This window comes from Leeuwenhoekiella palythoae (assembly GCF_900130045.1).
Classification (GTDB): domain Bacteria; phylum Bacteroidota; class Bacteroidia; order Flavobacteriales; family Flavobacteriaceae; genus Leeuwenhoekiella; species Leeuwenhoekiella palythoae.
The window spans coordinates 78,940-99,831 of record NZ_FQXT01000007.1; the positions used below are offsets into that span (position 1 = coordinate 78,940).

The following is a 20,892-nucleotide window of genomic DNA, read 5'->3' on the forward strand; positions in this document are numbered from 1 at the left end:
TCTTGCGTAATTTTATTAGCTATGAATATTTCACAATAAAAACAGTAATTCTTAGCAAATTATTAGTTATTTGATAAAATATTGCGAATAAGCGTACAAAATACAGTTTTCAAAACTATATCGATTTCGTTACTTAAACGTTGTAGTTGCCCTTGTTTATTCAATTATTTATATAAATTTGGATACCAAGAAACATTATTGGAAAACCAAATAATTCAATTAAAATTCAAAACTTATGAAGCAAGTAATACTTAGAAGTATGTTGTTTTTCGCTTCGCTTTTACTGGCAGGTATGGCGCAAGCACAAACAGTATCCGGAACAGTATCTGAACCTAATGGTCCGCTTCCGGGCGCAAACGTTCTCGTAAAAGGAACTACTAATGGTACAACTACTGATTTTGATGGAAATTACACCTTAAACGATGTAGCTACCGGAAGTGTCCTAGTTTTTAGCTACGTAGGCTTTGCTCCTCAAGAAGTTGCTGTAAACGGTAGATCTACTGTTAACGTGACACTTCAAGAGGATGCTGCAGCTTTAGATGAAGTAGTTCTTATTGGTTATGGGTCAACTACAGTTAAAGATGCAACGGGAACCGTTGCTTCGGTAACTTCAGAAGATTTCAACCAAGGGGTAATTGCTTCCCCAGAACAATTAATTCAAGGTAAAACTGCCGGGGTACAAATATCACAGTCTTCTGGTGAGCCGGGAGCAGGTATCAATGTGCGTATTAGGGGTTCAAACTCTATTCGTTCTGGGAACAACCCCCTTATCGTTGTTGATGGTGTGCCATTAACAACCTCAGGAGCTCCTGCTGCAGGTGACTTAGGTGTAGGTGGTGGTTCTTCAAGAAACCCATTAAGTTTCTTAAACCCAACCGATATAGAAAGTATCTCTATTCTTAAAGATGCATCAGCAACTGCGATCTACGGTTCTCGTGGTGCTAATGGTGTAATCATCGTACAAACCAAGAGTGGCCGTGGTAGCTCTGGAGGTGTTTGGGAAGTAAGCAGTAACGTAAGCTTCTCTTCTCCGGCAAGAGAATATGATCTACTAACAGCAGATCAATACCTTAATGCTTTACCAGATTATGGAGGAGACCCTTCATTATTAGACTTTGGTTTCGCTTCTGACTTTCAAGATTTTTATACCAGAAATGCGATCTCTACTCAAAATAACTTGAGCTATGCACACAGCTATACTTCTGGTAACGTGCGTGCGTCATTTGGTTATTCAGACCAGCAGGGTGTTATCAGAAACACAGGTCAAGAAAGAATTACTGGTCGTTTAAATGCTACGCAGCGTTTGTTTGATGATAAACTTACCTTAAGCTTACAGACCACTTTATCTCGTGTAAATGATCAAAACGCTCCTATTAGTGGTCAGGCTGGTTCAACAGGTGACTTAATTGGTTCATCAATTACAGCAAACCCTACTTGGCCAGTTGATGCTGACTTTTCTCCGGGAAGTAACTTATTAAACCCGGTTAACTTATTACGTTATTATCAAAGTGAGTCTAATACCAATCGTTTTTTAGCAAACCTTTCTGCGGAGTATAAAATTACAGATGCAATTAGCGCTAAAGTAACCGGAGGTTATGACAAAAGTGATGCAAAAACTATCGCGCTTTTCTCCCCTGAAGTAGCTGGTATCAACCGTGTGTCTGGTAACGGTCAAGGAACCTACGGAACTTTTGATCAGACTAACAAGCTTTTTGAAGCTACTTTAAGCTACAACAAGCAGTTTGAAAACTCAAAAATTGACGTAGTTGCCGGTTATTCTTATCAAGAATTTGCTCGTGAAGGAATAAACGCTGGTGGTATTGGCTTTGGTCCAGATATGGGCTTAGCTGCTAGCCAACTTGAAGATCAGTATGATTTGATCGCCAATACGATCTCTGGTTCGTTTCAAAACTTTGCTTACGACCAAGACAGAGATTATGTAAACCGAATTGATTTTGGAGCACCATTTGACTCTGCATTCGTTTCTGAACCCATCGGTACAAGTTACTCTCAGCTTTTTACTGCGTATTTCGCAAATACCTTTGATAACACAGATGAATTACAATCGTATTTCGCTCGTGTAAACTATACGCTTGCTGATAAATACTTATTTACAGGAACATTCAGAGCTGACGGTTCTTCAACTTTCGGACCTGAAAATCAATATGGTTATTTCCCTTCTGGTGCTTTTGCTTGGCAAATTCACGAAGAAGACTTTATTGGAGACAATGTATCTACCCTTAAGTTAAGATTAGGTGCAGGGGTTGTTGGTAACCAAGAAGGTTTAGGATACGCTAATTTCATCAGAAGAACACGTTTCTCTGATATCGGAATTACCGATAACTTGACGGTAACTAACTCAGGAACTCAGTTTGTAGGTAACAATAACGAAGCGCTTCAATGGGAGTCTACTTTGGACGTAAACATTGGTGTTGACTTTGGTTTCAACAACGATCGCTTTAATGGGTCTTTCAACCTGTACCGTAAAGAAACTACAGACTTACTATTATTAAGTACGCTTGCAGCTCCACAGGTTCCGGGTATCGAAACTATTTTCCAAAACTTGACTGATGGTAAAGTAGTGAACCAAGGGGTTGAACTTGCGCTTAATTACGACTTTGTACAAACAGAAGATTTTACTTTCTCTTCTTCTTTCAACATTGCTTATAACCATAATGAGGTGTTAGATACTGATCGTATCATTGATACAGGACCAATTAATGGTAATGGTTTAACTGGTGCTTTTGCGCAACGCTTACAAGCAGGGTATCCTTTATTCTCTTTCTATATGGCTGAATTCACAGGTTTTGATGAAAACGGAAATCCAACATATGTAGATGTCGATGGTAATGGTGAAGGAGATCCAGATGCAGATAAGAAATTTGTAGGCGAAGATGCTCAGCCAGATTGGACTGCCGGACTTTCTTTAAACGCAACATATAAGAACTTTGATTTTGCTGCATATTTTAATGGGCAGTTTGGATTCTCAGTTTATAACGCAACAGACAATGCATTCTTTAATGCAGGTGGTATCACAATCGCTAAAAACGTAACCACTGATGTATTAACTAGTGGTGAAGCTCCAGGTTCTTCAGTAGCAGTTTCTACACGTTTCTTAGAGAAAGGAGATTTTGTACGCTTACAAACTTTAAGCGTAGGATATAATGTACCTATGAGCGGTGAAGGATTATTTGACTCACTTCGTTTTTCAGTAACAGGTCAAAACGTATTCTTAATCACTGGTTACTCTGGGCTTGATCCTGAAGTTTCTACAAACACAGGTAGTCTTAATGCTTCTAACATTCCTACCGCAGGTATTGAATACGCAGCATTCCCAAGACCTCGTACATTCTCATTTGGTGTTAACGCAAGATTTTAAAAAAAATAACTATGAAATATTTAAAACAACATTTTAAAACTTCTAGGTTTTTAGTAGGAGTCCTATCCTTAGGATTGGCTATCTCTTGTACAGACCTAGAGATTGAAGAAACAGATTCAAGACAGTCACCAGACTTTCAAGGGGTAGGTGATGTAGATTTATTTATTGATGGTATCTACAACAGTTTAAACGGAATCATTGGTAACCAGGCAGATTTCTTTGCGCTTAGTGAAGTGACTACAGATGCTGCACTGGTTCCTACCAGAGGTTCTGACTGGGGTGATAACGGGATCTGGAGACAGTTGCACCAGCACGATTGGAGAACTGATCACCAGTATATCACAAACACATTCAACCAGTGGAACCAAACGCAGTTTGCTGCGTCTCAAGCTTTGTCTGACCTATCAAGCCCTAATGAAGAGCAACGCGCTCAAGCCTCTTTCTTAAGAGCATTAGGTGTATTCTTTGTTCTTGATAACTTTGGTCAAGTGCCTATTCGTGATCCTGAAGCGTCTTTATTAGACAATCCTGAAGTGATCACCGGGCAAGAAGCTGTTGATTATATCATTTCAGACTTGAATACCGCAATCGCCGGTTTACCTACTTTAGGACCTGGTTCTGGCGTGGGAACTGCAACCTCTGATCACGCTAGAGCTTCCAAAGCTGCCGCACGTTATTTATTAGCAAAAGTGCTTCTTAACAAGCATATTTATGTAGGTGGCGAGCCTGCTACTGCAGATATGCAACAAGTTATTGAGCTGGTAGACGCTATTGATGCTGATGGCTATGGAATTGAAGATGATTACTTTGATATCTTTAGAAATGAATTAGATGATGAAACGATCTGGTTTATCCCTACTTCTGTAGGTAACCGAATCTGGAATGGTCTGCACTACAACAGTGCTCCTGAAATTGCAGGTGGTGGTTGGAATGGTTTTGCTACGCTAGCAGAATACTACGATATGTTTGAGGGAGATCCTAATGTAAATACACCAGGATCTGGTCAAGAAGAACGTCGTGGTTTTGTTCCTACCGAAGGTCTTGCTGCAGGTTCGTTTGAAGGTTCATCAGATTCTAATGATGATGGTTTTGCAGATGGATCAAACATTGGTTTTGGTTTCTTAGTAGGTCAGCAATACGATTATGATGGCACTCCATTAAATGATCGTGGTGGTAACCCACTTACTTTTAAGAGACAATTTACGGACGGTAATGGTAATGTTAGCCTTATCAATAACAGCGAAACGACTGGTATTCGTGTACAAAAGTACAACGCCCGTTACGGCGGATTTGTGGAGCACGAAATTTTCTTCCGCTATTCTGATGCGTATTTGATGAAAGCTGAAGCAATGTTTAGAGCTGGTCAAGACCCAACTGCAATGATGAATGTGCTACGTGGTCTTCGTGAGGCTACTCCGTTTACTTCGGTTACTGAGCAAGACATTCTAGATGAAAGAGGTCGCGAACTTTATGCTGAGTTCTGGAGACGTAATGATATGATTCGTTTTGGTCAATATACCAGAGGATGGGAATTAAAAGCAGATTCTCAAATAGGAAATGAAAACAGAAACTTGTTCCCAATTCCTGCCAGTCAGATAATTCTTAACCCTAATTTGACTCAAAATCCAGGATACTAATTAGAAAACTTTAGTACTAGATTTATAAAAAGGAGGGTCAGCATTGGCCCTCCTTTTAAATTGAAAGATTTCTCAAACTTTACCTTCTAAATTGTTTCAACTTTAGAAAAAGACTCCTAGTTTTAAACACAAGCTACTTTTCCCTAAACTGTAAAAAAATCAATGACAAGATTATACCCTTTCTTTTTGAGCGTATTACTTGCTATGAGTTTTTCTTGCAGTAAAGAGACCACAGAATCTAAATTCATTGAGGCTCAAAATACAGGCATTACCTTCAGCAACGACTTAACAAATACACCCCAACTCAACATTCTTAACTACTTGTACTTTTATAATGGTGCAGGTACAGCCGTTGCCGATTTTAATAATGATGGCCTGCTGGATATTTATTTCACCGGAAATCAAGTCGCAGATCAATTATACCTGAATCAAGGAGATTTAAAATTTATTGATATTACTGACAAAGCTGCCATATACACCGCTGCAGATTCTTGGAATACCGGCGTTACCACTGTAGACATTAATGCAGACGGACTCCTCGATATCTATGTATGTACGGTAAGTGGTCATCTTGATCAAACCGGAAGTAACAAACTTTATATCAATCAGGGAGTGCACGGCACGGTGCCCATGTTTATTGAGTCTGCTGCTGCTTACGGCTTAGATTATTCCGGACTCTCTACACAGGCTAGTTTTTTTGATTATGATAAAGATGGAGATCTAGATATGTATCTCCTCAATCACTCAGTGCATCCTAATGCCAGCTACGGCAGAGCAGCCATCCGCAAGATCCCTGATCCGCGAGGCGGTGACAAACTCTATCGCAATGATGGTAATAAGTTCACCGACGTAACCGAGCAAGCCGGGATCTTTAGTAGTAAAATAGGTTATGGGCTAGGTGTTTCCATATCAGATTTAAATAACGATGGCTACCCAGATATTTATATTGCTAACGATTTTTTTGAGAATGACTACGTTTACATCAATAATCAGGACGGCACATTTTCTGAAGTAAATACTACGCAAAACCTACTGGGGCACACCTCGCATTTTTCGATGGGAAGCGATATTGCTGACCTCAACAATGATGGCAATACAGACATTTTAAGCTTAGATATGTTGCCTGAAAACCTTGAAGTTTTAAAAGCTTCGGGAAATGAATACGCCTACCCTATTTATCAAAACCAACTCAGAAACGGCTATGATTATCAGTTTATGCAAAACACCTTACAACTTAATCTAGGTAATGGCAGATTTGCAGAAACTGCGTTTCAAAGTGGTGTCGCCGCAACTGAATGGTCCTGGAGCCCTTTAATGGCTGATTTGGACAACGATGGTCATAAAGACATTTATATCGCTAACGGAATTCTGGGCGCTACTAATGATATGGATTTTGTGAATTTCATCTCCAACGAGAGTATTCAAAAGCGTTTAGGCAAAAATATGTCCGAAACTGAAATGGAATTCATCAACAAACTTCCGGAAATCAAGGCGACCAATTATGCCTATAAAAATTTGGGTAACGGCACTTTTGACGATGTTACCGCACAATGGACTTCTAATCAAAAAACCTTTAGCAATGGTGCTACTTATGGAGATCTGGACAATGATGGCGATCTTGATCTGGTGGTAAATAACGTCAACCAGCCAGCATCTATTTTAAAAAACACCACCATTGAAACCTCACAACGTTCAAATGGAATTTCAGTTCATCTTATAGGCACTAAGCCCAATACTTTTGGGATTGGCGCCAAAATCACAGCGTATACACCAAACCATACTCAGGTTTTTGAAAACTATAGCACACGTGGCTTTATGTCAGCAGTTGCTCCCTCCATTTTTATAGGATTGGGCAACGCCACACAATTAGACTCGTTAAAAGTACTCTGGCCTTCCGGAAAATCTCAAGTGATCGCAAATGTTAAAACCGAGCTGTTTTTGGATGAAAAAGACGCCTCGCAAACCGCTTTTAAAACTCAAGCTCCATCAGATCTTGTTTGGGTTCAAGACAGTACGGCAATAAATTTTCAGCACAAAGACGGGAATTCTATTGAATTTAGTCGGGATCCTTTAGTTCCCTACGCAAACACTAACACCGGTCCGGCAATTGAAACCGGAGATTTGAATAATGACGGTCTTGATGATATTTTAATTCTAGGTGCCAAAGCGCAAAAAACGAGCATTTTCTTTCAGCAGGAGAATGGGAACTTTACTGAAGATTTTCTCCCTGAAAGTGAAGAAGACGCGATCAACGAAGATACCGCTGCGACACTTATTGATGTCAATAATGACGGTTTGCTCGATATTGTCATCGCCAGCGGCGGGAATGAATTCACCTCCGGAAGACAACTAACACCTCGCCTTTACCTAAATTCGGAGGAAGGTTTTATTAAAATGAATAAAGCTTTTGAAGGCGTGACGCTTAATGCTTCGGCGATCACTGCTATAGATTTTGATAATGACGACCATATTGATCTCGCTATAACCAGTGATCTGGTTCCTCAACAATTTGGCGCTACTCCGCAGCAATTCCTTCTAAAAAATGATGGCAAAGGAAATTTCGCTGATGTTACCCAAAAATATGCTCCCGACTTTTCTTCCGCAGGAAATGTAAAGGATCTTATCTGGGTTGACCTTGACATCAACGGTTTTAAAGATGCGATTGTCTGCGGTCACTGGATGCCTGTCAAGATCTTTATGAATTCGGGCGAAAAGCTAAAGCTTCTAAATTCGGATGACCTGAAAAACACAAACGGACTCTGGAATAGCATTCGTGCTGAAGATTTTGACGGCGATGGCGATATGGATTTGATTGCCGGCAATTGGGGCTTGAACACCCGCCTGACCGCTTCGGTTGAAAAACCCTTGAATCTGTATCGTTTTGACTTTGATAATAACGGAAAGATTGACCCGATCACGACCTATTTCTACAAGGGAACCGAAACCGTTTTGGCGACCAAAGATGAGTTGGTTAAGCAACTTCCGTTCTTGAATAAAAAATTCTTGAGTTATCACGATTTTGCAAAAGCCGGCATCACCGATTTACTTTCTGAAGAAAAACTTGAAAAAGCCGAAAAAAAGCAAGTATTTACGCTTGAGACCACGTATTTTGAAAACCAAGGAAATTTAGCGTTTAAAGCAACTGCGTTACCGCAAATGGCACAGATTTCGAGTGTAAAATCAATCATAACCGAAGATTTCAATTCCGACGGTTTACTAGATATCTTGCTTTTAGGAAACGATAGCGAGATCAGCACCCAGTTGGGCCGCCTTGATGCTTCGCACGGTGTGTTTTTATTAAATACAGGATCGGGTTTCAACTATACCGGCAACCACACTATTGATATTAGAGGCGCTGTACGCAGCAACTCAAAGTTGAAAATTAAAGACGACCTTTTTTACATCATAGGTCGTAATAATGATAAACCGCTTTTTATTAGAAAAGAGACTGCACATGATTAGTTTTAAGAAAATATACTTTATCGGTATTTGTTTAGCTTTCGCTGCTTGTGATCAGGATAAGCAAGAAAATGATGCTGCAATAGATCAAGAGCCTACTTTGTTTACCACAATGTCTCCCGATGAAACGGGCATCGACTTTGTGAACGCCATTAAAAATCAGAGCGACTTCAACATTTTTAAATACCGAAATTTCTATAACGGTGGTGGTGTTGCGATTGGCGACATCAACAATGACGGTCTAGCAGACATTTACCTAACCGCCAATATGGAGCAAAACAAACTGTACCTCAACAAAGGAAATTTTCAGTTTGAAGACATTACCGAAAAAGCCGGTGTGGGCGGAAACAAACCTTGGTCTACCGGTGTGGTGATGGCAGATGTAAACGCTGATGGTTTACTGGATATTTATGTGAGCAATGCCGGAAATATGAAAGGTAACAACCACGATAATGACCTGTACATTAACAATGGCGACCTTACTTTTACCGAAAAAGCACAGGAATACAATCTGGCAAAATCAGGATTTTCTACGCAAGCGAGTTTCTTTGATTATGATAAAGATGGTGACCTTGATGTGTATATTTTAAATAACAGCAACGTTCCTGTAAGCGGCTTGGGATATGCTGAGCAACGCGATACGCGGGCAGAAAACTGGGAGAATGTTCCTGATGTTTTTAAGGGTGTGGGTGATCTCCTTATGCGTAACGACGGTGGAACTTTTACAGACGTTAGTGAAGAAGCAGGAATTTACGGTAGTTTAATTGGTTTTGGCCTTGGCGTGATGATCACAGACATCAATAATGATCTGTATCCGGATATCTATATTTCCAATGATTTCTACGAACGCGATTACCTCTACATCAATCAAAAAGATGGCACTTTTAAAGAAGAAATAAAAGAATGGACTTCCCACCTATCACTTTCTGCGATGGGTGTTGACATGGCAGATATCAATAACGATGGACTGCAAGATATTTTTATTACCGATATGCTTCCCGAGCCGGAAGAGCGTGTAAAATCGGTAATGGAGTTTGACAATTATAATGTGTACAAACTCAAGCAGAGTAAAGATTTTTATCAGCAGTTTATTCAGAATACACTTCAAGTAAATAATGGCAACGGTACTTTTTCTGAAACCGCCTATTACAGTGGCGTAGATGCAACCGATTGGAGTTGGGCCGGACTTCTTGTCGACCTTGATAATGATGGATATCGTGATATTTATGTCACCAACGGAATCAATCACGATTTAACTGATCTTGACTTTGTTGACTTTTTTGCGAACGAGATCATTCAAAATATGGCGATGACCGGTAAGCGTCAAGCGATAGATTCGATCATTGATAAAATGCCTAAAAAGCCACTACCTAATGCGGTGTATCGCAATAAAAAAGATTTGACTTTTGAAGATGCCGGTAAAAAATGGGGACTTGATATGCCGAGTATGTCTAACGGTTCAGCCTACGGAGATTTAGATAATGATGGTGATCTGGATCTGGTCGTGAACAACGTAAATATGCAAACCTTCATTTATCGCAATGAAGCTGCGCAACAAACGCAAAACCATTATTTAAGCCTAACCTTTAAAGGTGGCGAGCAAAACCCGTTTGCTGTGGGTGCTTCGGTGCGTTTGTATTTTGATGATCAGGAGATTTTTCAGGAATTGTATCCGGTGCGAGGGTTTCAATCTTCTGTAGATTATAAAATGACTATTGGTTTAGGCGCTACGCAAACTATTGATTCGCTTCGCGTTTTATGGCCTAATGATAAAACACAGCTTTTAACCCAAGTTGCCACCAATCAAACCTTAGCTTTAGCTCAAGCTGATGCTACAGAAACCTATATTCCAAGAAAGCGACAGCCACAAGCTCAATTGCTAACCGAACTAAGCAACGAGAAGCTCAAAGCAAATACCGAAAACAATTATAACGACTTTGATTATGAAGGTTTGATCGCTAAAAAACTTTCGCAGGAAGGTCCGGCGCTGGCTACAGGGGATGTTGATGGTGATGGCAACGAAGATGTTTATGTAGGAGCACCTAGCGGAAGCGCAGGAACGCTGTATTTACATCAAGGCAAAGGCAAACTGAATATCAAAAACCAGTCGGCTTTTACCGAAGATGCTTTTTATGAAGATACCGCTGCAGCCCTTTTTGATGCCGACGGTGATGGCGATCTGGATTTAATGGTTGCTTCCGGAGGAAATGAAGTAGGTAAAAAAGAACAGTTAAAACCTAGATTGTATTTAAACGACGGCAAAGGAAACTTTAGCAAAGCTCCCGAAGAACTTCCTTCAGCATTTCAAAATATGAGTGTCGTTGCGCCTTACGATTTTGATAGCGACGGCGATATGGATGTATTTATAGGTTCGCGCAGTGTGGTTGGCGTTTATGGTATAGACCCTAAACAACTTTTCTTGGAAAATACCGGCAATGGTTTTTTTGTAAACGCAACAGAGCGTTTGGCTTACGACACCAAAGATGCAGGAATGGTAACTGACGCGCTTTGGCTGGATATTGACGAAGACGGTAAAGCCGATTTGATAACGGTTTCAGAATGGGGAGCGCCGCTTGTGTATAAAAACTCGGGAAGACGATTATCCCTAAAAGAAACAAGTTTAAGCGATAAAACCGGCTGGTGGAACACCATCGCAGCGGTTGACATCGACAATGACGGTGATATGGATTTAGTATTGGGCAATGAAGGAGAAAATCTACATTATCTACCTTCGGAGCAACGCCCGATGTCTATGTACATCAACGATTTTGACAACAACGGAACAATTGAACAAATCACTACGATGCACAAAAATGGGAAGGATTACCCATTGCATCAAAAGAAAGAGATCACCGCGCAAATGAGTTCGCTTAAAAAGCAAAACCTCAAAGCTTCAGATTATGCAAACCGCTATATCGACGAGATTTTCACTGAAGAAAGTCTCCGAAATGCGATTAAAAAATCGGTAAAATATGCGCAATCTATGATCGCAGTAAATGATGGCAAGGGTAATTTCAGTTTAAAGCCCCTTCCCTATCAAACGCAATTATCGTGCGTTTGCGATATTGTCGCGACAGATATTAATAAAGATGGTTTAGCCGATTTGATTATGGCAGGGAATAACTTTGAGTTCAAACCGCAATATTCTCAGCTAGATGCCAGCTTTGGTAACGTATTACTCAATGAAGGTGATGCGTCGTATGCTTGGCAGAATTATGACAAGAGCGGCTTTTTCGTAAAAGGGGAAGTGAAGCATCTTGCGACCTTCAAAGATAAAAATGGAATTACCTATTTAATCGCTTCGGTTAATGATGAAAAACCAAAAACCTTTGTGCTTAATGAATAAGTTTTTCTCACTGCTCATTTTAGGTTTATCGATCGTTTCTTGTAAAGACGAGCCGGAATTATTTTTAAATCCAAGCCCTGAAAAAACTGGAGTGACCTTTAAAAATACGCTCGAGGCTACAGACGATATGAATATTTTGGACTACCTCTATTTTTATAATGGCGGTGGACTCGCAATTGGTGATATCAATAACGACGGCTTACCTGATATTTACTTTTCAGGAAATCAGGTTAAAAATCAGTTGTACCTCAATAAGGGAAATCTAAAATTTGAAGATATCACTGAAAAAGCCGGAGTTGCAGGAAACAGCGATTGGAAAACCGGTGCGGTTATGGGTGATGTAAACGGTGACGGCTTTCTAGATATTTATGTATGTGCGGTGGTTGGCCTCAATGGTTTAGACGGCTACAACGAACTTTTTATCAATAACGGCGATGGGACTTTTACCGAACGCGCTGCAGCATATGGCCTTGATCTGGACACCTATTCTTCTTCTGCGGCATTTTTAGATTATGACCTGGATGGCGATCTAGACATCTACATTCTCAATCACGCGGTGCATACGCAGAGTTCGTTTGGAAAGGCAGATTTACGCTACGAACGCAATCAACAAACTGGAGATCGCTTGATGCGGAACGACGGCGGAACTTTTACCGATGTTAGTGAAGAAGCAGGGATTTATGGTGGAATTAACGGCTACGGATTAGGAATTGCGGTAGCAGATTTTAACCTTGATGGATATCCTGATCTGTATATTGGCAATGATTTCCACGAAGATGATTACTACTACATCAATAACGGTGATGGCACTTTTACCGAAGATTTAAAAAATCATTTTGGCCACACCAGCCGTTTTTCAATGGGAAGCGACGTGGCCGATCTCAATCACGACGGCTGGCCCGATCTGATTTCGCTAGATATGCTCCCACAGGATGAAAAGGTTTTGAAAGCTTCTGAAGGTGATGATAATATTCAGACACAGCGTTTGCGTACAGATCGATATGGCTACCACTATCAGTTTACGAGAAATATGTTGTTCATTAATCGTGACGGAAAGGATTACCAAGAAACTGCGTTATTGAGTGGAGTTGCCGCTACAGACTGGAGTTGGAGTGCTTTGTTTGCTGATTTCAACCAAGATATGCAGCAGGATCTTTTTATCTCTAACGGAATTCCAAAACGTCCAAACGACCTTGATTACATCAAGTTTGTATCCAACGAGCAGATTCAAAGTAAGATCAATAACACCGGCTTAATCGATACTAAAGCGCTCGATCTGATGCCTTCTGGAGTAACACATAATTATGTGTATGAAGGAAGCGCCGATTTACAGTTCAAAGATCAGTCCGGCAAATGGATTGCGAACGACACCATTGTTTCCGGAGCGACGGCCTATGCCGATCTTGATAATGACGGCGACCTGGATTTGGTCACTAACAACATCAATGCTTCACCTACCTTTTACATCAATAAAACTGATGAGAAAGCCAATTATCTTAAGCTAAAACTGAAAACGCAAAGCTCAAACACCTATGCTATTGGCGCTAAAGTGTATGCGTATGCCAACGGCATTAAGCAGTTTAAAGAGTTGTATACCGTGCGTGGTTTTCAAGCTTCTTCAGAACCTTTGATCCATTTTGGATTGGGCGATGCCAAAGTCGTTGACTCTGTGCGAATCATTTGGCCCGACAAGACAAGCCAAGTTCTTAAAGACATTAGCGCAAATCAAAGTCTTGTAGTGAATCAAGAAAACACCCAGGCTTTTGATTACAACAGTTTAAAACCTAAACAACAAAAGCTTTTCTCAAAAGTCACCAATTCTTTAGGGCTAGATTTTACACACATTGAAGATGCCTATTCTGACTTTGATCGTGAGAAATTAATCCCTTATCAAATAGGTGATCGCGGGCCGGCGGTGGCAGTTGGCGATCTTGATGGGGACGGTAACGATGATGTGCTTTTTGGTGGATCGAAATACATTCCTTCTCAGGTGTTTATTCAGCAGGATTCAGCTTTTGCAAAAACAGAATTTCCTGCCATTAAAAAGGATTCGATCAATGAAGAAGTTACCGCCATTATCGCTGATTTTAACCAAGACAGAAAAAACGATTTGATGACCGGTACTGCAGGTGGTGACTTTTTCAACAGAGCAAAACCCTTGATAGACGGACTTTATCTAAACGACGGCGCAGCTTTTTCTTCAGCCGCAATGCCTGAGCTTTTTGATAATACTTCGGTGCTTGCAACTTATGATTATGACGGCGATGGTGATCTTGATGTTTTTGCCGGAACCCAAGCCATAACAGGAAGTTTTGGTAAAACACCGGTTTCGTATCTTTTAGAAAATGAGATTGGAAGTTTCCGCGTAGCGCAAGAATTTAAAGATCTCGGAATGGTTACCGCTGCTGTTTGGAGCGATTTTAACAGGGACGGAAAGTTAGACCTTGTGATCGTTGGCGAATGGATGGCTCCTACTTTTTTAGAAAACAAAAATGGTAGATTAACTAAAGTCGATTTAGGAACCGAAAATCTTAACGGACTATGGCAAAGCGTGATTCCGTTTGATATTGACGGCGATGGTGATGAAGATTATTTAGTTGGAAACTGGGGCGAGAACAGCAAATTTAAAGCTTCGGCCGATGCTCCAATGGTGATGTTTTACAATGATTTTGACAATAATGGTCAAACGGAAACTATTATCACTACAGCCAAAGAAGGCAAGTATTATCCCTTAATGGGACTTGATGCGCTGGCTTCTCAAGTAGTTTCTTTCAGAAAAAAGTATCAGAATTACAGAGATTTTGCCGGTCAAACCATCGAGCAAATTCTTAGTAAAGAACAGTTAGAAACAAGTACAAAACTAGAAGTACAAACCTTAGAAACCGGTTATCTGCGCAATGACGGCGGCAAATTTGAATTTGTAGCTTTAGGTCGTGATTTTCAGGTTGCACCCGTGTTAAGTTTTTGTAAATTTGATTTCGATAATGATGGTAAAGAAGAAGTTCTTGCTGCCGGAAATTACTTTGGCGTACAGCCGTTTCACGGAAGATTAGACAGCTTTAACGGCGCCTTGATCAAAGATGAAAACACGGTGATTCCGGGAGATCAGATAGGTCTCGATTTTGCACGAAAATCTATACGAGATCTTTCTATACTTTCATTAAATGGTCAAAAGTATTTGCTTGCGACTCCCAACAACGCTACCAGCCAGCTATACAAACTAGATTAATCGGAAGATACAACACCTTAAAACAATTTAAAGTAGAAATCCTTTTCATCAAGGTTTCCCTAAAATAATTTGAAGATTATGCTTAAAAAACTGAGCCTACTGGTTCTTTCTGCAGTTATGATTACTTCTTGCTCCAAAGAAGAAAAACCACTTGTAGTTACACCAGACGATTATAACAATGCGGTAGATAAAGTTACCGAGGTGATCATTCATGATATTTTTTCGCCACCAGTGGCTAGCCGAATTTACGCCTACTCCAATATGGCGGCATACGAAGTTTTGGTGCAAAATAATCCTGATTATAAAAGTCTAGCCGGTCAAATTAATGAGTTGGGAGAAACGCCAAAACCTGATGCTGACGCCGCTGTAAATTATGATGTAGCTGCGCTTGTTGCTCAGATGGAAATGGCAAAAAGTCTAATCTTCTCTGAAGATCGTATTACCGAAATGCGCGACAGTTTGTATATGCAATGGAAAGAGCAAAACCCAACCGAGTTGGAAGCTTCAAAAGCTTATGGACTTAAAGTTGCAGATCACATCAAAGCTTGGATGGATGGGGATATGTATAAGCAAACGCGCACCATGCCAAAGTTCTCGGTAAATCCTGACAATCCTTCTCGCTGGCAACCTACGCCTCCTGCATATATGGACGGTATTGAGCCACACTGGATGAAAATTAGAACGCTGGTAATCGATTCTGCAGATCAATTTAAACCAATTCCTCCACCGGCTTTCTCTTTGGAAGAAGGATCTGAATTTCACAAACAGTTGATGGAAGTTTATGACGTGCGTAACGCTATGACCGAAGAAGGTGATGAATCTGAAAAAATGGAAATTGCCAAATTTTGGGACTGTAATCCTTATGTATCTACGCACAAAGGACACTTGATGTTTGCTACCAAAAAGATCACGCCCGGTGGCCACTGGATCGGGATTGTAAAAATCGCAACCAAAAAAGCCAATGCCGACTTGATGGAAACGGTTTATGTGTACACCAAGACTTCTGTTGCGCTTTTTGACGGCTTTATCAGCTGTTGGGATGAGAAATACCGCAGTAACCTCATCCGTCCTGAGACACTCATCAATCAATACATTGACGATGCTTGGGCACCTGTTTTACAAACTCCGCCATTTCCGGAATACAGCAGCGGTCACTCTGTAGTTTCGGGAGCAGCAGCAGAAGTGCTTACCCAAATTTATGGAGATAATTTTCAGTTTGACGATGATACAGAAACCGCTTATGGTTTGCCGGTACGCAGTTTTGATTCGTTTAGAAATGCATCATCAGAGGCTGCTTTAAGTCGCCTTTATGGGGGAATTCACTATCGTGCCGCAATTGAGGAAGGACTTAAACAAGGGCGTCAATTGGGTCAATTTGTTTCGCAAAATTTACAAATGAAAACAAATACTGCTCAAGCTTCTAACTAAAAATTATGCTTAAAAAAATCGGAGTTGGCTTCTTAATCCTAGTTGCCGTAGCCTTGATCTGGTATCTTTTTATAAAACCCAGCGATTACATCATCAATTTTAAAGTCGTGACCACACCGGGTACCGTCACACAATCAGTAAAAAGCTGGAATTATGATGTGCCCGACAGCGAGATCATAGCGCAAGACGGACTACATAAAGTGGTGCAACAGCGTCATTTTGGCGATTCGGTGGTGAATTATACGTATGAGGCTAAAATGATCAACGACTCGGTAACGCAAGTTAGCGTTGGAGTAAAAGATCTTGATCATAGTGTGGTCAACAGGCTTACCGCACCGTTTAAAAACACCCTTTTTAGAAAACGTAGTACCGAAAATGTCGAAACTTTTTTTGAGATTCTTCGGGAGCATTTAGATCAGATCAAAATCGAAGTTACCGGCTTAGATCAAACCCGATCAACATATGTAGCTTATGTTCCGCTGAAAGGATTACAGGTGGAAAAAGCACGCGGTATGATGCAGTATTACGGCTATATAGGCGATGTATTACTAAAAAACAATGTAGAGCTTAATGGCCCGCCGATCATTGAAGTTACAGATTGGGATACTGAAACCGATAGTATTGCCTATAACTTTTGCTTTCCTATCATCAGGTCTGAAAACTTACCCATTTCAAAAGACATCAAGTACAAGCGCCTTTTTCAGAAAGAAGCTGTGCACGCGGTTTACAATGGAAACTACATAACTTCAGATCGTGCGTGGTATGCCCTGCTTGAATATGCTGAGAGAAACAATCTGAAGGTTGAACATAAACCGGTTGAAATTTTCTACAACAACCCCAATATGGGTGGAAACGAGCTCGACTGGAAAGCTGACATCTACTTACCGATCAAACAAGAATCTCCGCTGGAATAAGATTAAGCTAGAAAATCAAAAGATAGCTTTAACCCTTGAATCACCATTGTAGTACCTATAATGGCGATGATCAATCCCATAATTTTACCAATTACAGAGATTACGTTATTCCCCAATTTTCGGGCGATAAAGTCGCTTAAACTGAAAGCCAAATAGGTTAGCGCGCACATTAAACCGAAAATTAAAATCACCAAACCTATATTTACATAAGTAGCGTTGGACACAAAGTTCATCGCGGTAACTATTGTTCCTGGCCCGGCAAGAATAGGAATCGCGAGAGGCGAAACCGCAATATTCTCATCAAAATTAGGTTCCTTTAAATGCTTTACATTTGACTTTTTAGACTGAAGCATTTCAAAACCTACAAAGAAAATTAAGATCCCTCCGGTGATTTTAAACGCAGGAATTGTGATCCCAAAAAGCTCGAATATAAATTTACCCAGCACTACAAAAATGGCGATAATGATAAACGCTACCATCACAGCCTTTTTATTTACCGTTTGCTTTTCAGTTTTACTGGCACCTTCGGTTAAGGATAAAAAAATAGGAATATTAGAAACCGGGTTCATAATGGCAAAAAAGCCTGTAAACACCGAAATTGAGTAGGTTAAAATTTCATCCATACAGTGTAGGTTAGATTTAAGGATGCAGCGAAATTACAACTAAATCTCAACATCAAGCACTTTACCTTCTGCAGCCGCCGCTTTATCTTTTTTGGCCCCTACAGCAGCACCTATTACTAATCCAATAGGTAATCCTACGCCTAAGAATGCCATATTACCGAATGCTGAGCTAAAGGCTATACCTAATGGGATACCAAAAACACTCATTCCTAAAGCCGTCCACATATGTTTATAATGACCCTTTTTAACAATGCCTGTTTCCTCCTTGATCAATCGTAAAATGCTATGTTGAAATTTTATATACGCTTTATACAATTCCTTTTCTGACCCCTTTAGATCATTGAGTTTTTCGACCTTTTTATTTATAGTATTGCTTAAAGATTCAGGTAAGTTGCGTGTTTCCAATTCGGCTAAAAGCATATTGAGTTTTTCTTGCTTTTTAAATGCTTTACCTTCTTGTTGAAGTGCGGGTCTATATTTAAGTTGGTATAAGTTCATATCGATGTATAAAACAAAAGCCTTTGTTCTTTAAAGAACAAAGGCTTTGATTAAAACTATAGTATAGTATTAAACTTCGGTAGGCTCATCTGCAGAAATGCTAATCTCTTTTCCGTCTACCAAAATATCAAGATCATCTCCACCATCTAGGCTGAAGGTATATTTATCCTTAGCTACCGCTACTTTTACGATCTGATTTCTAAAATTCAGTTTGAAAGAAAAACCATCCCAGGCTTTTGGCATTTTTGGCGCAAAAGAAAGCTTGTCATCTTTGATACGCATTCCGCCGAAACCGGCAACAATACTCAACCAAGTCCCGGCCATACTAGTAATGTGCAGTCCTTCGTGCACTTCTTTATTATAATCGTCAAGGTCTAAACGTGCCGTACGCAAATAAAACGCATACGCTTGATCCATCTGATCTAATTTTGCCGCCTGAATCGAATGCACACAAGGACTTAACGAAGATTCATGAACCGTGAACGGCTCATAAAAATCAAAATGCTTTTTGAGTTCGTCTTGTGAAAAATCATCTTCAAAAACATAAAAACCTTGTAATGTATCGGCTTGTTTTATGTAAGGTGAACGCAAGATGCGGTCCCAGCTCCATTTCTGATTGATGGGGCGCTCTGCTTTATCCAAATCCGCTACCGTAACTAATTCTTTATCTAAGAAGCCGTCTTGTTGTAAATACACGCCGTTTTCTTCAGAAAAAGGCAAGTACATTTTTTCTGCAACTTCGGTCCACGAATTCAATTCTTCATTAGAAATACCCGTAGCTTCAGCAATTCGCTTATAATCTGATGCGAATACCTTGCTTACTTTCTTAGCATTTTCAACCGCATAATTCAAACACCATTTTGCAAGATAATTGGTGTAAAAATTATTATTTATGTTATTCTCGTATTCGTTAGGTCCCGTAACACCAAGAATAACAAACTGCTCTTTTTTGCTCGACCAGGTTGCTCGTTGTTTCCAGAAACGTGCTACCCCGATCATTACTTCCAATCCCTTTTCCGGAACATAGCTAAAGTCACCAGTGTAATTCACATAATCTCTGATCGCGAAGATCATCGCGCCGTTACGGTGTATTTCTTCAAAAGTGATTTCCCACTCGTTGTGGCACTCTTCCCCATTCATTGTAACCATTGGGTACAACGCCGCGCCATTTTTAAAACCGAGTTTTTCGGCATTTTCTATAGCTTTCTCGAGATGGGTGTATCTATAGGTTAGCAAATTACGCGCTACTTGCTGATCCTTGGTTGCCATGTAAAAAGGCAAGCAATAAGCTTCGGTATCCCAATAGGTAGAACCGCCATATTTCTCTCCGGTAAATCCTTTCGGCCCAATATTCAAACGAGCATCTTTACCCAAGTAGGTCTGATTCAGCTGAAAAATATTGAAACGAATACCTTGCTGTGCTTTGACATCTCCGTCGATGACGATGTCTGCCATTGCCCAGATTGCTGCCCAGTCTTCCTTTTGCTTAGCTAACAATCGGGTGAATCCTTCTTCAAGAGCAGTGTCTAAAACAGCTTCAGCAGCTTGCTTTAATTCGTCTTTATCGTGATTGAAAGAGGTGATATATCCTGCATATTTCTGAATAGCAAAAGTCTCGCCTTCTCTGATATCAGTCTCATAAACGTGCCCGATGTAGGTCTCTGCTTTATTGGTTTTGAGGGTTAAAGAAATCTCTTTCCCATCAACGGTAAAGGTGTTTGACATCGCCGTACACACGTAAAACATCGTTTTCATCGTGTGCGCTGTGATATAGGCCTTATTGCCGTCTTCTTCTACCTCAAGCGTATTCCAGAACTTATCATCCCAGTTGGTATCCTCATTGGTAATCCCACTGTCTAAATACGGCTCATAACTTATACTCACATCTTTATTTAGCGGAGTCACCTCATAATTGATCGCGCCCAGCTCATCGTGTTCTAAACTCAAAAAGCGTTTAGCTTTCACTTTAAGTTGCGTTCCGTTTTGTAATTCGGCTTCAAAACTGCGACCTAACCAACCTTCTTTCATGTTGAGTTCGCGACGAAATTTTGACACCGATTTTACGGTATTCAAATCAAGCGCTTCCCCGTCTACGGTCACTTTGATCCCGATCCAGCTTGGAGCATTAAGCACCTTTGCAAAATATTCAGGATAGCCATTTTTCCACCAGCCTACTCGGGTTTTATCAGGATAATAAACACCTCCTATATAACTTCCCTGAAACGTTTTTCCGCTATAGGCTTCTTCAAAGTTGGCTCGTTGCCCCATAGCACCGTTCCCAATGCTAAAAAGACTTTCTGAAGACTTTACGCGATCCTTTTCAAATCCTTCTTCTATTACTGCCCAGGGAGCAGGAATGATATAATCTTGATTCATAGT

The 20,892-nt window shown here is 40.4% G+C and carries 10 protein-coding genes; 7 read left to right on the forward strand and 3 right to left on the reverse strand.

Annotated features, from left to right (window positions below; all coding sequences use genetic code 11):
* The first annotated feature begins 235 nt into the window (after positions 1-235).
* The 7 genes from BUA96_RS16490 to BUA96_RS16520 all read left to right on the forward strand — a co-directional run bounded on the left by BUA96_RS16490 (position 236) and on the right by BUA96_RS16520 (position 17,392).
* Entirely contained in the window at positions 236-3,379 is a 3,144-nt protein-coding gene (locus BUA96_RS16490) for a SusC/RagA family TonB-linked outer membrane protein (protein ID WP_072985036.1), read from the forward strand.
* 11 nt (positions 3,380-3,390) lie between these two features.
* Positions 3,391-5,016 (forward strand): RagB/SusD family nutrient uptake outer membrane protein, encoded by a 1,626-nt coding sequence (locus BUA96_RS16495; protein WP_072985038.1) that lies wholly within the window; start codon positions 3,391-3,393, stop codon positions 5,014-5,016.
* 162 nt (positions 5,017-5,178) lie between these two features.
* Positions 5,179-8,478, forward strand: coding sequence for a VCBS repeat-containing protein (locus tag BUA96_RS16500; protein WP_072985040.1), 3,300 nt, complete (start codon positions 5,179-5,181; stop codon positions 8,476-8,478).
* Positions 8,471-11,821, forward strand: coding sequence for a CRTAC1 family protein (locus BUA96_RS16505; RefSeq protein ID WP_072985089.1), 3,351 nt, complete (start codon positions 8,471-8,473; stop codon positions 11,819-11,821). The genes BUA96_RS16500 and BUA96_RS16505 overlap by 8 nt, the downstream gene beginning before the upstream one ends.
* Positions 11,814-15,050: a VCBS repeat-containing protein gene (locus BUA96_RS16510; RefSeq protein ID WP_072985041.1), complete on the forward strand. Its 3,237-nt coding sequence runs from the start codon at positions 11,814-11,816 to the stop codon at positions 15,048-15,050. The genes BUA96_RS16505 and BUA96_RS16510 overlap by 8 nt, the downstream gene beginning before the upstream one ends.
* A gap of 78 nt (positions 15,051-15,128) precedes the next feature.
* Positions 15,129-16,478: a vanadium-dependent haloperoxidase gene (locus tag BUA96_RS16515; RefSeq protein ID WP_072985042.1), complete on the forward strand. Its 1,350-nt coding sequence runs from the start codon at positions 15,129-15,131 to the stop codon at positions 16,476-16,478.
* Positions 16,479-16,483: 5 nt separating this feature from the next.
* Complete coding sequence (locus BUA96_RS16520; RefSeq protein WP_072985043.1) at positions 16,484-17,392, forward strand: GyrI-like domain-containing protein; 909 nt, start codon at positions 16,484-16,486, stop codon at positions 17,390-17,392.
* Between the two features lie 2 nt (positions 17,393-17,394).
* Here BUA96_RS16520 and BUA96_RS16525 read toward each other — a convergent pair whose 3' ends face one another.
* From BUA96_RS16525 to BUA96_RS16535, 3 genes are all read right to left on the reverse strand, one after another.
* Entirely contained in the window at positions 17,395-18,015 is a 621-nt protein-coding gene (locus BUA96_RS16525; protein ID WP_072985044.1) for a MarC family protein, read from the reverse strand.
* 39 nt (positions 18,016-18,054) lie between these two features.
* Positions 18,055-18,513: a hypothetical protein gene (locus BUA96_RS16530; protein WP_072985045.1), complete on the reverse strand. Its 459-nt coding sequence runs from the start codon at positions 18,511-18,513 to the stop codon at positions 18,055-18,057.
* 69 nt (positions 18,514-18,582) lie between these two features.
* A complete protein-coding gene (locus BUA96_RS16535; protein ID WP_072985047.1) occupies positions 18,583-20,889 on the reverse strand; it encodes a glycoside hydrolase family 65 protein in 2,307 nt (768 codons plus the stop codon).
* Positions 20,890-20,892: the final 3 nt, after the last annotated feature.